We start from the raw sequence: 16,009 nt of genomic DNA on the forward strand, positions 1-16,009 counted from the left end.
TTATTCTTAGATGTTCTGCACTCAGCTCTTCTTTGGCGAAGGCACGACGCGGATGGCCAGTTCCCGCAGCTGCTGCGGGGTTGCCGGCGAAGGTGCGCCCATCAGCAGGTCCTGGGCCTGCTGGTTCATCGGGAAGAGCGTGATTTCGCGCAGGTTCTTGGCACCCGTCAGCAGCATGACGATACGATCGACACCGGCGGCCATGCCACCATGCGGCGGAGCGCCATACTGGAAGGCGCGGTAGAGACCGCCGAAGCGCTCTTCGACGTCCTGCTGGCTCAAGCCCACCATCTCGAAGGCCTTGACCATGGTTTCCGGCAGCTGGTTACGGATCGAGCCCGAGGCAATCTCGAAGCCGTTGCAGACCATGTCGTACTGATAAGCCTTGATCGACAGCGGCTCCTGGTTCTCCAGTGCCTCCAGCCCGCCCTGCGGCATCGAGAACGGGTTGTGCGCGAAGTCGATCTTCTTTTCTTCTTCGTTGTATTCGAAGAACGGGAAGTCGACGATCCAGCACAGCGCGAACTGGTCCTTGTCCGAAAGGTTCAGTTCATCGGCCGCGCGGTTACGCGCCTCGCCTGCGAACTTGTAGAACTTGTCCGGGTCGCCGGCGACGAAGAAGCAGGCGTCACCCGCTTCCAGGCCAAGCTGGACGCGCAGCGCTTCGGTACGTTCTTCGCCGATGTTCTTGGCGAGCGGGCCGGAGCCGCCAACCTTGCCGTCTTCTTCCTTCCAGAAGATATAGCCGAGGCCCGGCTGGCCCTGGCTCTGGGCCCAGGCGTTCATGCGGTCGCAGAAGGCGCGCGAGCCACCGGTCTTGGCCGGGATGGCCCAGACCTCGACCTTCGGGTTCGAGGCGATCATGTTCGCGAAGACCTTGAAGCCGGAGCCGGCGAAATGCTCGGTGACGGCCTGCATCTCGATCGGGTTGCGCAGGTCCGGCTTGTCGGAGCCGTATTTGCGGATCGCGACGTCATACGGGATGCGCGGGAATTCCTTGGTCACCGGCTTGCCGTCGGCAAATTCTTCGAAGATGCCGCGGATCACCGGCTCCATCGTCGTCCAGACGTCTTCCTGGGTGACGAAGCTCATTTCGAGGTCGAGCTGGTAGAACTCGCCCGGCAGGCGGTCGGCGCGCGGGTCTTCGTCGCGGAAGCACGGCGCGATCTGGAAGTAGCGGTCGAAACCCGCCACCATCAGCAACTGCTTGTACTGCTGCGGCGCCTGCGGCAGCGCAAAGAACATGCCCTCATGGATACGGCTCGGCACCAGGAAGTCGCGCGCACCTTCCGGCGAAGACGCCGTCAGGATCGGCGTCGAATATTCGGTGAAGCCGACATTGTTCATCTCGCGGCGCATGGCGGCGATGATCTGGGTGCGCTTGACGATGTTCTTGTGCAGCGTGTCACGACGCAGGTCGAGGAAGCGGTACTTGAGGCGGACGTCTTCCGGATAGTCCGGCTCGCCGAAGACTGGCAGCGGCAGTTCCTTGGCCGCGGCCAGCACTTCGATCTCCTGCGCGTAGAGTTCGATCTCGCCGGTCGCCATGCCCTTGTTCACGGTGTCCTCGGAGCGGGCCTTGACCACGCCGTCGATGCGGATCACCCACTCGCCGCGAACCGTTTCGGCAACCTTGAAGGCCGGGCTGTCCGGGTCGGCAACGACCTGGGTCATGCCGTAGTGGTCGCGCAGGTCGATGAAGAGGACGCCGCCATGGTCTCGCACGCGGTGCACCCAGCCTGAAAGGCGGACGGTGGAGCCAACATCGGTCTTCCGAAGGGCGGCACAGGTGTGGCTGCGGTAACGGTGCATTTTCAAGTTCCTGGACTGGTGCTCTTGCGGCCATCGGCATGCGAAGCAAGGCCGGCCGGCTTAAAGGAAAATCGGCGGGAAAAGCGCATGATGGACATGCTTTGTCAAGGCTGAACCGATTTTGCCCGCAAATCGTCGGGACATCGAGCCTGCTCTTCCGCTAGGACTCGCGACAAGCCGCGCGTCGGCGAATGAGTCGCATCGGCAAGCCTCACGCCCTCCGGCAGGACCTACATGTCGCATATCCGCCCCCTGATCCCCCTCCTCGTGACAGCCGGCATCCTTATTGGCGGCAATGGCCTGCAGGGAACGTATGTGGCGCTGCGCGGCTCGGCGGAAGGTTTTTCACCATCGATCATCGGCATGATCGGCGCCGGCTACAGCGTCGGGTTCGCAATCGGCTGTGTCTACGTGACCCGGCTCCTGAGGCAGATCGGCCATATCCGCACCTTTGCAGCAATGGCCGCGATATCGGCAGTGGCTGCCATCGCCATGTCGATGATCATCGACCCGGTCTTCTGGTTTGCAATGCGCTTCGTCACCGGCATCGCCGTGGCGAGCCTGTTCGCCGCAGTCGAAAGCTGGATCAATGCCAAGGTCACCAATGCCAACCGCGCCCGCACCCTTTCCGTCTATCGCCTCGTCGACCTGAGTTCGGTCACTGTCGCGCAATACATCATTCCGGCGGTCGGCATACCCGGGCCGATCATCTTCAACATTATCGCAATGGCGCTGACGCTCTCCCTCGTGCCGATCTCGGTCGCCGACAAGTCTAGCCCGGCGCCGCCGGAGACGCTAACCTTCGACCTCAAGGCCGTGTGGCGTATCTCGCCGCTTTCGGTGATCGGCGTCATATCGGTCGGGCTTTCCATGGCCGCGTTCCGCAATATCGGGCCGATCTACGCCGAGGCGATCGGCATGAGCATCACCTCGATTGCCACCTTCATGAGCGCCGGCATCATCGGCGGCGTCGTGCTGCAATATCCGCTCGGGATCTATTCCGACAAGCTCGACCGGCGCCGCGTCATCCTGTGGACCACGGTCGGCTCCATCATCACCGGCGCCTACATGTCGTTTGGCGCAGGTTCCAACGAGACGGCCAACATCATCAGCGTCTTCCTGTTCGGCGCCTTCTCGATGCCGCTCTACTCATTGTGTTCGGCGCATGCCAACGACTACGCCAAGCCCGGTGAGCATGCGCTGGTCTCGGCCGGGCTGCTGTTCTACTGGTCGCTCGGTGCAACGGTCGGGCCGCTGCTCGCCTCTATTCTTCTTGAATATTATGGCCCCCGCGCCTTCTTCGCCTATACGTCCTTTATCTTCCTCGCCTTCCTGGTCTTCACGCTCCGGCGGATGAAGGCGCGCCCCCCGGTGCCACCGGCAAAACGCACCTGGCGGTTCCGCTCGCTGCTGCGAACCTCGGCCTATTTCAACCGCCTGGCGGCTCCGGCTGACAAGGATGAACGCCAGGATAGGCCGTGACTCGTATTGACATATGCGACCGGAAGGGAAAGGAAGGTTGATCAAACAAGCGTGAAGAACCGATGATTGAAACGACCGCCGCTCTCGAAGAAGCCTGCACTAAGCTTGCAAAATCCGACTTCATCACCATCGATACTGAATTCCTGAGAGAAACGACCTTCTGGCCGCAGCTCTGCCTGATCCAGATGGCAAGCCCTGATCTGGAAGTGCTGATCGATCCGCTGGCAAAAGGGCTGGACCTCAAGCCTTTCTTCGAGCTGATGGGCAATCCTTCCGTCACCAAGGTCTTCCACGCGGCGCGGCAGGATATCGAGATCATCTACCATCTCGGCAATCTCGTGCCGCACCCGATCTTCGATACCCAGGTTGCCGCAATGGTCTGCGGCTTCGGCGACTCCGTTTCCTATGACCAGCTCGTCAGCCGCACGAAGAACGTCCATATCGACAAGTCGTCCCGCTTTACCGACTGGAGCCGCCGCCCGCTGTCTGAAAAGCAGCTGGAATATGCGCTGGCTGACGTCACCCACCTTCGCGACGTCTATCTTTATCTCAAGGCCGAACTGGAGCGCGAAGGCCGCGCACTGTGGCTGACCGAGGAAATGGCGGTACTGGAATCTCCCAACACCTACGACCTTCACCCTGACGACGCCTGGCTGCGGCTGAAGTCCCGGCTGCGCAAGCCGACCGAACTTGCGGTGGTGAAGTTCGTGGCCGCATGGCGTGAACGGGAAGCGCGCAACCGCAACGTGCCACGCTCGCGCGTGCTGAAAGACGATGCGATCTACGAGATCGCCCAGCAGCAGCCCAAGGACACTGAAGCCATGTCACGCCTGCGCACGATCCCGAAGGGTTGGGAACGCTCTGCCTCGGGCGCTGCGATCATCGAGGCGGTCAATGCCGCCCTCGCCCTTCCGAAATCAGACATGCCGCATGCGCCCAAGCACGTGCATGTGCCGGAAGGAACGGCAGCCGCAGTCGAGTTGCTGAAAGTCCTGCTGAAGCTGATTTCGGACCGCGAAGGCGTGGCTGCCAAGATCATCGCTAATACCGATGATCTCGAAAAGATCGCAGCCGAAGGCGAGAATGCCGAGGTCGCCGCCTTGAACGGCTGGCGTCGTGACCTGTTCGGCAACACGGCGCTGAAGCTCATCAATGGCGGTGTCGCACTGCGCTTCGTCAACAAGAAGGTGGAAGCCGTCGATCTCGAAACCGCCGGCGACTAACCTTTCTCCTTGCGTCGATTGCTCCGCCGGGTGCCGTCGTAGAAGCCAGGCGGCTTCTTGCGTACCCATCTGACGAACTTCTCCATCTGCGGATGTTCAAGCAGGGCTTCGACAGTCGAATACGACTTCTCAAGCTCCGCTTCATCGAAGAGCGCATGGATCTGCCTGTGGCAGATCCTGTGGAGCGCCTGCGTTTGCCGACCGCCGCGGCTCTTCGGAATGAGGTGGTGTTCGTCGCGCTGGTCTGCAGGGATCAGCCGGTTGCAAAGCGGGCAGATGTCCGGTTCCGGCTGCTGATACCAGGACACGACGTCCTGCTTGTGCTTCCTTGCCATGCTCATCCCGTTCTCAAAAACCCTGCGGTCCTCAGATGGGGTGACGCGGCCGGATTTGCAGCCTTCTGACGAGCCTATTCGAACCTGAAGGCGAGCTTCTTGCCCGTCAGCTTGGCAAGCTGCTGCAGGCGCCCGTTGAGCCGTTCACCAGCGAAATCGTGGTATTCGTGCGGGACGACAAACTCCAGATCAAGGTCAGGCGACGAGGCCGGCGCGAACTTCAGGTGATGCACGATGCCGGGCATGGAAGCCGAGAACAGGTAGACGACGCGCAAAAGCCCGCCCAGGAGCTTGGCGAGGTCGAGCAGGCGCGGCGTCGCGATCGCGGCCAGCGGACCGGTGGCGCCATCGTCATGCAGCCCTTCGAAGCGATAATAGTTCGCGAGCGCCAGATAGGCGCGTCCGGCATGGGTGATGCCGACGAAGGAGGAATTGGCAATGATGTTGAGCGCCTGCAAGCCCCGGTAATCCGGATGCGCTCGCCAGCTGATATCGGCAAGCAGGCAGGCGGCGCGCCGGTACCGGCCCTCTTCCTCAGTCTCGTCGACGCCGAAGGCTTCGACCATGCGGCCGGTCCAGTCCGCAAGCTCGCGGGCATGCTCCGGTGAACGGGCGCGCAGGATCGCCAATTGGTCTGCCGCGACCAGCAGCGGGTCGCTTTGCTGCTCCTCTTCCGACAGCAGCGAATAAAGGTAACCCTCGCGAACGCCCTGGGCCGAGAAGCTGATCTTCGACGGCTTCATGACACTCAGGACTTCCTGCATCGCAATCGCGCCGAAGGGAAGAAGCGCACGACGGCTCTTGGACACGACCTGCCATGGCCCTTCCTTGCTGTCCTTGGCGGCGATGACCTGCTCGAGGAGGTTCTGCATTTCCTCAAGCGACAGTTCATATCCCTGCATCATGTGCAGCGGATACTGGATCATCTCCATGTGCAGCTTGGCGATGTTACGCCAGGTGCCACCGACTGCGTAGAAGGTCCGGCCGTTCCCCTGCTCCAGGAAATGCGCCTTCTTGACCTGCTTGCGGGCAAAGTTGCGCGCCTTGGAAAGCGACTGGCCGGACGACTCCGACAACCGCAAACCGCCAAGCGGCAGGGTGACGCCGCGGCCAAAGTCCTGGCCCTTGATGTCGATGAGTTCGAGCGATCCGCCGCCAAGGTCACCGGCAATACCGTCGACCTCATGAAAGCCGCTGATGACGCCGAGCGCGGAATAGCGCGCCTCTTCTTCGCCCGACAGGACCTGAATCTCCTGTTCGAGGATCTCTTCGGCCTGGCGGATGAATTCAGGGCCGTTGGAGGCCTCGCGGGCGGCCGCGGTCGCCAACACATACACTTCCGTCGCGCGCGCCTGATTCGACAGCGCCTTGAAGCGACGCAGCGCCGCAAGCGCCCGCTCCACGCCTTCGTCATCCATGCGCCCGTTGGAGCCGAGCCCCTTGCCCAGCCCGCAAAGCACCTTCTCGTTGAACAGGATCGTCGGCGAGCGCGACAAGCCCTCGTAGATCACGACGCGAACGGAGTTGGAGCCGATATCGATGACGGAGACAGGAACAATCCCCGGAAGGCGCCCCTGGGCTTCAGATCGTACCATATGTGCTTTTCTGTGGCTAAATCTTGCGTCCGGACATCCGGCCGGCAATGAGTTTCGGGGCACTCGACTTCAGGGCTTCGCCGCGCCCTGACAGGCTCGGATTGGTCATGAAATAGTGCTGCGCGTTGAAAGGTTCCTCTCCCTTGCGCACTTCCATGCGCCGCGACGTGCCGTCGGGCAATATCTCGTAGCTCTGCTGATTGTCAATCAGATTGCCGAGCATGATCTGCGACAGGACCTGCTCGTGGACGGTCGGGTTGAGCAGCGGCACCAGCGTCTCGACGCGGCGGTCGAGATTGCGCGGCATCATGTCGGCGGAGCCGATGTAGACGAGCGCCTTGTCGGACGGCAGGCCATACCCGTTGCCGAAGCAGAAGATGCGGCTGTGCTCGAGGAAACGGCCGACGATCGACTTGACGCGAATGTTTTCCGAGAGCCCCGGAACCTGCGGCCTCAGGCAGCAGATGCCACGCACGACGAGTTCGACCTCGACGCCTGCATTGCTCGCCCGATAGAGCGCATCGATGATCTCCGGATCCACCAGCGAGTTCATCTTCATCCAGATCGCTGCCGGCTTGCCGTTCTGCGCGTGGCAGATCTCTTCCTCGATATGGCGCAGGATGCGTGGCCGCAGCGTATAGGGCGAAACGGCGAGTTTCATGCTTTCTTCCGGCTCGCCATAACCGGTGATGAAGTTGAAGACATTCGCCATGTCGTGGGCGATCTTCGGGTTGCAGGTGAAGAAGGACAGGTCGGTGTAGATCTTCGCCGTCACCGGATGGTAGTTGCCAGTGCCGAGATGGCAGTAGGTGCGCAGCCGGCCATCCTCGCGGCGCACGACCATCGACATCTTCGCATGCGTCTTCAACTCAATGAAGCCGAACACAACCTGCACGCCAGCGCGCTCCAGATCGCGGGCCCAGCGGATATTCGCTTCCTCGTCGAATCGCGCCTTCAGCTCCACCAGTGCGGTTACCGACTTGCCGGCCTCGGCGGCGTCGATCAGCGCACGAACGATCGGGCTGTCGTTGGAGGTACGGTAGAGCGTCTGCTTGATGGCAAGCACATCCGGGTCGCGGGCCGCCTGGATGAGGAACTGCACCACCACGTCGAAGCTCTCGTACGGATGGTGGACCACCATGTCCTTTTCGCGGATCGCAGCCAGGCAGTCGCCGGCATGTTCGCGCACGCGTTCGGGGAAGCGAGCGTTGTAGCTCTCGAACCGCAGGTCGTCGCGCGGCGCCTTAGCGATCTCCGACATCGTGTTGAGCGCGAGCAGGCCCGGCAGGACGGCGATGCGGTTATCCGGGACACCGAGTTCCTGCACCACGAACTGGCGCAGCGAGGCAGGCATTTCGGAATCTGTCTCGATGCGGATGACCTTGCCGCGACGGCGGCGCTTCAGCGCCGTTTCGAAGAAGCGCACAAGGTCTTCGGCCTCTTCCTCGACTTCGATATCGCTGTCGCGGATGATGCGGAACGTGCCGGCGCCCCTCACCTCATAGCCCGGGAACAGGCGATCGGTGAACATCCCAACCACATCTTCCAGCGTGATGTAGCGGATCGTCGTACCCTCGTCCGGCAGGCGGATGAAGCGGTCGAGCGTCGTCGGCAGGCGTAACAGGCCTGTCATCGGTTCCTTGCCGTGCTTGCTGTGAAGCTGCAGGCCCATGGAGAAACCGAGGTTCGGAATGAAGGGGAACGGATGCGCCGGATCAATCGACAGCGGCGTCAGCACCGGAAACAGGTCTTCGTCAAAATCGGTGGCGAGCCAGGCGCGATCTTCTGCCGAAAGCGCGGCAGGCCGCACGATCAGGATGTCTTCCTTGGCGAGATATTGCTGCAGCACGGCAAGCGACGCCTGCTGCTCCATCTGCAGGTTGTCGATCTCCTGCAGAATGTTATCGAGTTGCTCGGCCGGCGTCTTTCCGTCCGGGCTGCGCACGCTGATGCCCTGTCGCACCTGTCCCTCAAGGCCCGCCACCCGCACCATGAAGAATTCATCGAGGTTCGCAGCGGAAATCGACAGGAAGCGGACCCGTTCCAGAAGCGGATGGGCGGTATTCAGCGTTTCTTCGAGGACGCGACGGTTGAACTGCAGCCAGGAGAATTCGCGGTTGATGAACCGGTCGGGGCTGTTCATCAGATCAAGCGCTGGGGGCTCCCCTTCGCCTGCGGATTGCTGCGTCTCCGTTACCATCGAATCCATCTCGTCCATCCCTCCTGCGCTCCGCGAAGGGTACACTTCGACGAGCCCATTGTCACAGTCAATCGGCGGCTTCCGCATTTCCGAAGCCGGACAGAACCTCCGCAACCAGCGGCCTGGTGATCCTCGTTCCGCGGGCAAGCGCCAGGTGATCGAGCCGATCGACGATGGTTTGCGCGGCACCGAGCGAGCGCTCCATCCGGTTCACGATATAGGCCACCAGCTTGTCATCAATATAAAGCTGGCGGTCGGCGAAGAGCTTCACGATCACCTGCGACAGAAGCTCCTCGTCAGGCTCGCCGATCTCCACCACGGTGGCCGCTTTCAGCCGGGACTTGAGGTCAGGCAGTTCCACGCCCCAGGACATGGGCCAGAGCCTGGAGGTGATGAGAAGCGTCTGGTTGTGCTGGCGCACGCTGTTGATCACGTGGAAGAGCTCCGCCTCGTCAAATCCGCGCCGCTCGGCATCCTCGAACAGAACAGGTACCTGTGCGGCCACCATCGCCGCATCCGAACCCTCGACCGGATGAATGTCGGCGGCGCCCGCCTTGTCCTTCCAGATGTGCGCAAGATGGGACTTTCCGGACCCCACGGGGCCGGCGAGCACCACCACCGGCGACGGCCAAACCGGCCATTCGTCAACGATCGCTACCGCTGCGGCAAGCCGCTCGGAGACCAGCAGGTCATCGCGTGTTTTTGCGGCGTCATGCGCAAACTGCAGCGGCAGTTGCTCGCTCTTGCGCCGGTCGTGTCCGTTTGTCGCGCTCATTTTTCTTCCGCCACGGTGGTAAGCGCAGCATCGGTCTGCGCCGGTTGGCCGTCGTGCTCCAGCGCCTGTGGTGACGTTCCGTCCGCCTCCCAGGGAAGCGCTGCAGCGCGGCCATAATAGATGTCGCTGTCGAGATACCGCGACATTCCGAAGCGTACAAGCACGCCGACGGAAGCCGCAGCCGGTACGGCGATCAGCAGCCCGACGAAGCCGAACATCGCACCGAAGGCAAACAGCGCAAACATCAGCCAGACAGGATGCAGGCCAACGCTTTCACCAACGAGCTTCGGCTGCAGGATGTTGCCTTCAATGAACTGTCCTGAGAAGAACACGCAGGCGACTGCAATGATCCACGGATAATCCGGCCAGAACTGCACCAGCGCCACGCCGATCGACAGGATGAGGCCGATCAGCGAGCCGATATAGGGGATGAAGCTGATCATGCCGGACACGAAGCCAATCAGCAGGCCGAAATTCAGCCCGACGAGCGACAGCCCGACAGCATAATAAATCCCGAGGATCAGGCAGAGCGAGCCCTGGCCACGGATGAATCCGGCAACCGAGGAATCCATCTCGCGAGCCAGTTCGCGGACCGTGTTCACCTGGTCGCGCGGAATCCAGCTGTCGACCTTGGCGATCATGCGGTCCCAGTCGAGAAGGATGTAGAAGGCAACGACCGGGGTGACGATCAGCAGCGACACGACGTCGACGATCGCCTTGCCGGAGTTCCAGATCTGCCCGAGCAGCGAGCCGATGAAGCCAGCGCCCTGGCTCAGCACGTCGGAGAAATTCTGCTTCACCGTCTCGATCTGGCTGCTGATCCAGGGCGGCAGGAAGGAATTCTCAGGGTTGGAAATGATCTGCTGTAACTGCGTGATGTAGCCCGGAAGCGCTGCGGCAAACTGCGTGAACTGGCTGATGATGATCGGGATCACCAGCATGAGCGACAGCGCGAAGATCAGGACGAAGCTGACGAGGATCAGCACGGTTGCCATCAACCGGCTGAGGCCCCGGCGTTCGAACCAGTCGGCGATCGGGTCGAGGAAGTAGGCGAGCGCCATGCCGGCCGCGAACGGCAGGAGGATGGACCGGAACAGCCAGAGGAAGACAATGGTCACGACCAGCATGCCGACCCAGAACAGGACGTAGCGCTTCAGACTGGCGCCGCTGATATGGTAGGGCATGATCGCTCCTTGGGTGTATCTTGGGCTAAGGGATATGATCGGCGCCCCCTTCAAGGTCAAGCACAAGGCTGATGCGCCGCACAAACTGTGAAAAGCCTTCAAAACCTGCCGCGCCGCTTGCATATCCGTGCGTGCCATGCAATTGCGAGCCGCTATGGCAATCATTGGAGATGGATGATGAGCGAGGCGGGCAAGAACGGTCTGACCTATAGCGATGCCGGCGTCGATATCGACGCGGGCAACCTGATGGTCGAGAAGATCAAGCCGGCTGTCCGCTCCACCCGACGCTCCGGTGCCGATGGAGAGATCGGCGGCTTCGGCGGGCTCTTCGACTTGAAGGCCGCCGGCTTCACCGATCCGATCCTGGTTGCGGCCAATGATGGCGTCGGCACCAAGCTGAAGATCGCGATCGACGCAGACTTCCACGACACGGTCGGCATCGACCTCGTGGCCATGTGCGTCAACGACCTCGTTGTTCAGGGCGCCGAGCCGCTGTTCTTCCTCGACTATTTCGCGACCGGGAGGCTTGATCCCGAACAAGGCGCGGCGATCGTGCAGGGCATTGCCGCCGGCTGCCGCGAGGCAGGTTGCGCGCTTATCGGCGGCGAGACCGCAGAGATGCCCGGCATGTATTCGGATGGCGACTACGACCTCGCCGGCTTTGCCGTCGGCGCGGCCGAACGCGGCCAGTTGCTGCCGGTCGGCGATATTGCCAGCGGCGACGTGATCCTCGGCCTCACCTCGTCGGGAGTCCATTCGAACGGCTTCTCGCTCGCTCGCAAGATCGTTTCGATCTCGGGACTTGCCTGGGATGCTCCGGCCCCCTTCATGGACGGCAAGTCGCTCGGCGAAGCGCTGCTTACCCCAACGCGCATCTACGTGAAGCCGCTCCTGAAGGCGATCCGCGAGACGGGTGCACTGAAGGCACTCGCCCACATCACCGGTGGCGGCTTCCCGGAAAACATTCCGCGCGTGCTGCCGAAGAACCTTTCGGCCGAAGTCGATCTCGATAGCATCCCCGTTCCGCCGGTCTTCTCATGGCTTGCCAAGACAGGCGGCGTCGAGCCCAAGGAAATGCTGCGCACCTTCAACTGCGGTATCGGCATGATCATCGTCGTGGCCGCCGAGAATGCGCAGGCCGTTACCGATGTGCTCACCCGCGAAGGTGAGCTCGTCGTGCCGCTCGGCCGCATGACCGATCGCGCCGAAGGTGGCGCCGGCGTCGTCTACAAGGGCACGCTCGGCCTATGAGCGAGCCTGCGGCGCGGACGGCTGGCGGGCGCAAGCGCGTCGTCGTGTTCATTTCAGGCGGCGGCTCGAACATGCTGTCACTGGCCGATGCCTGCAACCAACCGGATTTCCCTGCCGAGATCGTTGCCGTCATCTCTGACAAGCCTTCTGCGGCAGGCCTGGCCAAGGCGGAAGCGCGCAGGATTCCGACACGCGTCTTCGAGCGGAAGAACTTTTCGACCAAGGCAGAGCACGAAGCCGCCATTCTGTCAGCGCTCGATGAGATCCGCCCGGACATCATCTGCCTTGCCGGCTACATGCGCCTGATCTCGAGCGCCTTCATCAGCCGTTATGAGGGCCGCATTATCAACATCCATCCCTCGCTGCTGCCGCTCTTCCCGGGACTGCACACCCACCAGCGGGCGCTCGATTCCGGCATGAAGATTGCCGGCTGCACGGTGCATTTCGTTACCGAAGGCATGGATGAAGGTCCAATCGTCGCCCAGGCTGCGGTTCCGGTCATGCCCGGCGACACGGCCGATTCGCTCGCCGCCCGCGTGCTGACGGTCGAACACAAGCTTTACCCGCTTGCGCTCCAGCTCCTGGCGGACGGGAAAGCCCGCATGGAGGATGGACGCGTGGTGCTTGACCACTTGCGTGATACCAGCTTGCAGAGCGGTGTCTTGATTTCTGCTTGACGCAGTTCCCCGCCACCTTGAGAATGGCCTCATCCTAGGATGGAGCATGGTCATGACGATCACGGTCAATGTCGTTGACGCTAATCTCGTTGAACTTCTCGCGAAGGTCGAGGCTGGCGAAGATGTCATCTTGGCTAAAGGTGATACCCCGGTCGCGCGGCTGACCACATTGGCATCGGCGCCCGAACAAGACTTGGGCGATGCAGGCGAACTTCCCAAGCAAGAACAGGAGCGCCGCCGCGCCCTCATCGAGGACATACGCGATTTTCGAAGGACCATGCCAAAGGTCAAGACTGACGAAATACTGGAGTGGAAAAGCGAAGGCCGCCGTTAGTGGCGCTCTTTGTCGTGGATGCTTCCGTTGTTTGCAGTTGGGTCCTTCCTGACGAGGAGCAAGCCCTCAGTGAAGTCTCACTCAACAGGCTGCAACAGTTTGGCGCCATCGCGCCGGATCTTCTCTGGTATGAGGTTCGAAACGTTCTTGCAGTCTCCTGCCGACGAAAACGTATCAGCGTTGAGCAGGCCAAGGAGGCTCTTGCAAAGCTTCGCCGCTCCGACATTCTGACCATACCAGTCAATGATGATGCTGCGGTTCTTGATCTCGGCTCAAGATACAGCTTGTCTGCTTACGACGCCGCCTATCTGACACTCGCGCTGGAGCGGAAGCTTGCGCTCGCGACGCTCGACCAGCGGTTGGCCGCCGCCGCATTGCAAGCTGGCTGCCCGCTGCTCGCCTAACCGAGACTTCCGCGGTTCAACTGCAGCCACTGCAGCAGCATGATCGTCTTGGCATCGCAGATCTCGCCTCGCTCGATCATCGCCATGGCATCCGAGACCATGACCTCGAGCACTTCGATGTCCTCGTGCTCTTCCGCGAGCCCGCCGCCCTCTTCCGTTTTGTCGGACTGGCTGATCGGCGCGTAGAAGAAATGCACCCTCTCGGTGATCGCGCCGGGCGACATATAGACCCGGAACAGGAAGCGCACATCGCGCAGTTTGTATCCCGTCTCTTCCAGCGCCTCTCGGCGGATCGCTTCCTCGGGCTGGTCGCTGTCCAGCAGTCCCGCCGGAACCTCGATCATCCAGGACGGGTCGCCGAGCAGATGCGCCGGCAGCCTGAACTGCTTGACGAGGACGACTGTGTCTCGCTCAGGGTCATGCAGCAGGATCGCTGCCGCTTCGCCGCGATGGTAGATCTCGCGCTTCAGCCGTTGCGTTTCGCCGCGCTGGTCCGTGTAGTCGATCTCGAAGTCTGAAAGGCGCGTCCAGCCGTCCGACAGCGTTGTCTCGCCGACGATCTTCACCCGATCATTGGCATCTGTCATGCTGCGTCCTTGCGAAGCCAGACCTTGTTGTCATGGAATGCCGCCCCGCCATAAGGCGCCACGGCATCGGCTCCGGTGAGCACATTGATCCCCTCGCCGTCGAGGTGCTTGCTGTTCGGCCACAGCCCTTCGGCGATCAGCACACCGGGGCGCGCGCCCGGCACGAGCCGCGCATGAAGCCTGACCTCGCCCCGCTGGTTGCCAAGCCGCACGACATCGCCGTCAACGATCCCGAGGCGTGCCGCGTCGGTCGGCTCGATCATCACTTCCGGCCGTCCTTCCCGCTCGTAGGAGCTCTTGGTCTCGCTGAAAGAGGAGTTGAGGAAGCTTCGCGCCGGCGATGTGGCCAACCGGAAGGGATGCTCGGCGTCGGCCACTTCGATGACATCCACCTGGTCGGGGAACCGCGGCAGTTGCGCGTACGGCCCCTGCGGGCCGACATTCGCCGGCGGCTTGTCCGGGGACGGACCGTTCTTCCAATCCGGGCTGAAGCGGAATTTCCCATCCGGGTAACCGAAGCCCCTGATGTAATGGGCCGTCTCGAAATCCGGCTGCGCGTCGATCCAGCGGTCGCGCTTCAGCTCGTCATAGCTGCCCCAGCCGCTCGCCTGCAGGATCTTGTCGATATGCTGGCGCTCGTCGAGCCCGAAGCCCGGAAAGTGATCGACGCCAAGGCGCTTTGCCAGTTCCTCGATGACGAAGAGATTGGTGCGCACCGTTGGCGGCGGCTCTGTCACCTTCGGCCCGAGCAGGATGTGCTGCTGCCCGCCGGCTCGGTAAAGGTCGTCGTGCTCCAAGAACATCGTGGCCGGCAGCACGATATCGGCAACCTGCGCCGTATCGGTCATGAACTGCTCGTGGACGGCCACGAACAGGTCGTCGCGCATGAAGCCCTGGCGGACGAGACGCTGTTCAGGCGCCACGTTCATCGGGTTGGTGTTCTGGATCAGCATTGCCGTCACCGGCCCGCGATGTCGAAGTGCCTCCGCGTCGCCCGTCAGCACCCGGCCGATCTGCGACTGGTCGAGCATGCGGATGTCCGGGTCCTTGTAGGCGGTGCCCATCAGTTCGGACTTGTCGAGCCGGAAGATCTGGCCGTTGTTGTGGAAGGCGCCGCCGCCTTCGTATTGCCAGGAGCCCAACACCGTGGCGATCGAGAGCGCGGCATGCATGGCCACGGTGCCGTTGCGCTGGCGCGCAAAACCGTATCCGAGCCGGAAGAAGGTGCGCTTCGTCGTTCCGACAAGCCGCGCGAATTTCTCGATCTCCGCGACCGACAGGCCCGTGATGGCGGACGCCCATTCCGGCGTCCTTGTCTTCAGATGCGCTTCAAGGCCGACGGGATCGTCTGCAAACAGGTCCATGTAGCTGCGGTCGGCGTAACCATCGCGGAATGCGATGTGCATCACGGCGCAGGCGAGCGCGGCATCGGTGCCGGGACGCACGGTGAGCGCGATATCCGCCTGCTTCATCGTTGGGTTGTCGTAGATGTCGATGACGACGATCTTGGCGCCGCGCTCCTTGCGCGCCCGGATCGCGTGGGTCATCACGTTGACCTGCGTCGAGACCGCGTTGGTGCCCCAGATCACCACGCAATCGGACTTTGCCATCTCGCGCGGATCTGGCCCCCGCAGGGCCCCTGTTCCCATCACATAGCCGGTCCAGGCCATGTTGGTGCAGATCGTGCCGAAGAAGCCGGAATATTTCTTGGCATGCCGCAGCCGCTCGATCGAGTCACGCTGCACCTGACCCATGGTTCCGGCGTAGAAGTATGGCCACACGGCTTCCGAACCGTGCCGTGCTTCCGCCTTCACGAAGGCATCGGCGACCTCGTCCAGCGCCGCTTCCCAGGAGATCTCCTGCCAGGCGCCCTCGCCCTTGCGGCCGATGCGGCGCGTCGGCACCATCAGCCGGTCCGGATGGTAGATCCGCTCACTATAGCGGGCGACCTTAGCGCAGATGACGCCGGCCGTGTAACTGTTGTCCGCAGAGCCGCGAACCCGGCCGATCCGGCCGTCCGCGGTCAAGTCGACATCAAGCGCGCAGGCGGAGGGACAGTCATGTGGGCAGACCGTATGGCCAACGGAATTGTGGCCAATCTTGCGCTTGGCCGGCGTGACTTCTGCAATGATGGGGGTCGCAACGTTCAT

General features: G+C 62.2%; 14 protein-coding genes. 6 read left to right on the top strand and 8 right to left on the bottom strand.

The annotated features are described in order from the left end of the window. Nucleotides 1-21 precede the first annotated feature (21 nt). Complete coding sequence (gene aspS / locus M0654_RS16510; RefSeq protein WP_248684041.1) at nucleotides 22-1,812, bottom strand: aspartate--tRNA ligase; 1,791 nt, start codon at nucleotides 1,810-1,812, stop codon at nucleotides 22-24. A gap of 234 nt (nucleotides 1,813-2,046) precedes the next feature. Here aspS and M0654_RS16515 point away from each other — a divergent pair, with 234 nt between their 5' ends. Beyond that, nucleotides 2,047-3,294, top strand: a complete 1,248-nt coding sequence (locus M0654_RS16515; RefSeq protein WP_248684042.1) for an MFS transporter — start codon at nucleotides 2,047-2,049, stop codon at nucleotides 3,292-3,294. 62 nt (nucleotides 3,295-3,356) lie between these two features. Next, nucleotides 3,357-4,517: a ribonuclease D gene (gene rnd, locus M0654_RS16520; RefSeq protein ID WP_248684043.1), complete on the top strand. Its 1,161-nt coding sequence runs from the start codon at nucleotides 3,357-3,359 to the stop codon at nucleotides 4,515-4,517. Here rnd and M0654_RS16525 read toward each other — a convergent pair. From M0654_RS16525 to M0654_RS16545, 5 genes are all read right to left on the bottom strand, one after another. Beyond that, on the bottom strand, nucleotides 4,514-4,858 hold the full coding sequence (locus M0654_RS16525) for an HNH endonuclease (RefSeq protein ID WP_313791087.1): 345 nt from the start codon (nucleotides 4,856-4,858) through the stop codon (nucleotides 4,514-4,516). The two genes, rnd and M0654_RS16525, sit on opposite strands and share 4 nt — an antisense overlap. A 68-nt stretch (nucleotides 4,859-4,926) precedes the next feature. Further along, nucleotides 4,927-6,447 carry an exopolyphosphatase gene (gene ppx / locus M0654_RS16530; protein WP_248684044.1) on the bottom strand — a complete coding sequence of 507 codons (1,521 nt, stop codon included), beginning with the start codon at nucleotides 6,445-6,447 and terminating at the stop codon, nucleotides 4,927-4,929. A 16-nt stretch (nucleotides 6,448-6,463) separates the two neighbouring features. Beyond that, nucleotides 6,464-8,656 carry an RNA degradosome polyphosphate kinase gene (locus M0654_RS16535; protein ID WP_118851487.1) on the bottom strand — a complete coding sequence of 731 codons (2,193 nt, stop codon included), beginning with the start codon at nucleotides 8,654-8,656 and terminating at the stop codon, nucleotides 6,464-6,466. A 58-nt stretch (nucleotides 8,657-8,714) separates the two neighbouring features. After that, the gene (gene hdaA, locus M0654_RS16540; protein ID WP_118849184.1) at nucleotides 8,715-9,422 is read right to left on the bottom strand and encodes a DnaA regulatory inactivator HdaA; all 708 of its coding nucleotides are present in this window, start codon (nucleotides 9,420-9,422) and stop codon (nucleotides 8,715-8,717) included. Then, nucleotides 9,419-10,606 carry an AI-2E family transporter gene (locus M0654_RS16545; protein WP_248684045.1) on the bottom strand — a complete coding sequence of 396 codons (1,188 nt, stop codon included), beginning with the start codon at nucleotides 10,604-10,606 and terminating at the stop codon, nucleotides 9,419-9,421. Before M0654_RS16545 ends, hdaA begins: the two co-directional genes overlap by 4 nt. Before the next feature lie 177 nt (nucleotides 10,607-10,783). On the opposite strand from M0654_RS16545, the gene purM reads away from it, so the two are divergent. The 4 genes from purM to M0654_RS16565 are packed head-to-tail and all read left to right on the top strand — an operon-like array spanning nucleotide 10,784 to nucleotide 13,272. Further along, nucleotides 10,784-11,857 (top strand): phosphoribosylformylglycinamidine cyclo-ligase, encoded by a 1,074-nt coding sequence (gene purM, locus M0654_RS16550; RefSeq protein WP_248684046.1) that lies wholly within the window; start codon nucleotides 10,784-10,786, stop codon nucleotides 11,855-11,857. Continuing rightward, the gene (gene purN / locus M0654_RS16555; protein WP_248684047.1) at nucleotides 11,854-12,534 is read left to right on the top strand and encodes a phosphoribosylglycinamide formyltransferase; all 681 of its coding nucleotides are present in this window, start codon (nucleotides 11,854-11,856) and stop codon (nucleotides 12,532-12,534) included. The genes purM and purN overlap by 4 nt, the downstream gene beginning before the upstream one ends. A gap of 46 nt (nucleotides 12,535-12,580) precedes the next feature. Beyond that, entirely contained in the window at nucleotides 12,581-12,868 is a 288-nt protein-coding gene (locus tag M0654_RS16560) for a type II toxin-antitoxin system Phd/YefM family antitoxin (protein ID WP_248684048.1), read from the top strand. After that, nucleotides 12,868-13,272, top strand: a complete 405-nt coding sequence (locus tag M0654_RS16565; RefSeq protein ID WP_199925207.1) for a type II toxin-antitoxin system VapC family toxin — start codon at nucleotides 12,868-12,870, stop codon at nucleotides 13,270-13,272. Before M0654_RS16560 ends, M0654_RS16565 begins: the two co-directional genes overlap by 1 nt. On the opposite strand, the gene M0654_RS16570 is transcribed toward M0654_RS16565, so the two are convergent. Beyond that, a complete protein-coding gene (locus M0654_RS16570; protein ID WP_248684049.1) occupies nucleotides 13,269-13,859 on the bottom strand; it encodes an NUDIX domain-containing protein in 591 nt (196 codons plus the stop codon). The two genes, M0654_RS16565 and M0654_RS16570, sit on opposite strands and share 4 nt — an antisense overlap. Continuing rightward, nucleotides 13,856-16,009 carry a molybdopterin-containing oxidoreductase family protein gene (locus M0654_RS16575; protein ID WP_248684050.1) on the bottom strand — a complete coding sequence of 718 codons (2,154 nt, stop codon included), beginning with the start codon at nucleotides 16,007-16,009 and terminating at the stop codon, nucleotides 13,856-13,858. The genes M0654_RS16570 and M0654_RS16575 overlap by 4 nt, the downstream gene beginning before the upstream one ends.

The organism is Neorhizobium turbinariae (assembly GCF_023223505.1).
In the GTDB taxonomy this organism is placed as follows: Bacteria; Pseudomonadota; Alphaproteobacteria; order Rhizobiales; family Rhizobiaceae; genus Neorhizobium; species Neorhizobium turbinariae.

What these genes read in the sequence shown, in the direction of transcription:
- aspS (WP_248684041.1), bottom strand. Translation starts at nt 1,812, where the DNA reads ATGCACCGTTACCGCAGCCACACCTGTGCCGCCCTTCGGAAGACCGAT.
- M0654_RS16515 (WP_248684042.1), top strand. Translation starts at nt 2,047, where the DNA reads ATGTCGCATATCCGCCCCCTGATCCCCCTCCTCGTGACAGCCGGCATC.
- rnd (WP_248684043.1), top strand. Translation starts at nt 3,357, where the DNA reads ATGATTGAAACGACCGCCGCTCTCGAAGAAGCCTGCACTAAGCTTGCA.
- M0654_RS16525 (WP_313791087.1), bottom strand. Translation starts at nt 4,858, where the DNA reads ATGAGCATGGCAAGGAAGCACAAGCAGGACGTCGTGTCCTGGTATCAG.
- ppx (WP_248684044.1), bottom strand. Translation starts at nt 6,447, where the DNA reads ATGGTACGATCTGAAGCCCAGGGGCGCCTTCCGGGGATTGTTCCTGTC.
- M0654_RS16535 (WP_118851487.1), bottom strand. Translation starts at nt 8,656, where the DNA reads ATGGATTCGATGGTAACGGAGACGCAGCAATCCGCAGGCGAAGGGGAG.
- hdaA (WP_118849184.1), bottom strand. Translation starts at nt 9,422, where the DNA reads ATGAGCGCGACAAACGGACACGACCGGCGCAAGAGCGAGCAACTGCCG.
- M0654_RS16545 (WP_248684045.1), bottom strand. Translation starts at nt 10,606, where the DNA reads ATGCCCTACCATATCAGCGGCGCCAGTCTGAAGCGCTACGTCCTGTTC.
- purM (WP_248684046.1), top strand. Translation starts at nt 10,784, where the DNA reads ATGAGCGAGGCGGGCAAGAACGGTCTGACCTATAGCGATGCCGGCGTC.
- purN (WP_248684047.1), top strand. Translation starts at nt 11,854, where the DNA reads ATGAGCGAGCCTGCGGCGCGGACGGCTGGCGGGCGCAAGCGCGTCGTC.
- M0654_RS16560 (WP_248684048.1), top strand. Translation starts at nt 12,581, where the DNA reads ATGGTCATGACGATCACGGTCAATGTCGTTGACGCTAATCTCGTTGAA.
- M0654_RS16570 (WP_248684049.1), bottom strand. Translation starts at nt 13,859, where the DNA reads ATGACAGATGCCAATGATCGGGTGAAGATCGTCGGCGAGACAACGCTG.
- M0654_RS16575 (WP_248684050.1), bottom strand. Translation starts at nt 16,009, where the DNA reads ATGAACGTTGCGACCCCCATCATTGCAGAAGTCACGCCGGCCAAGCGC.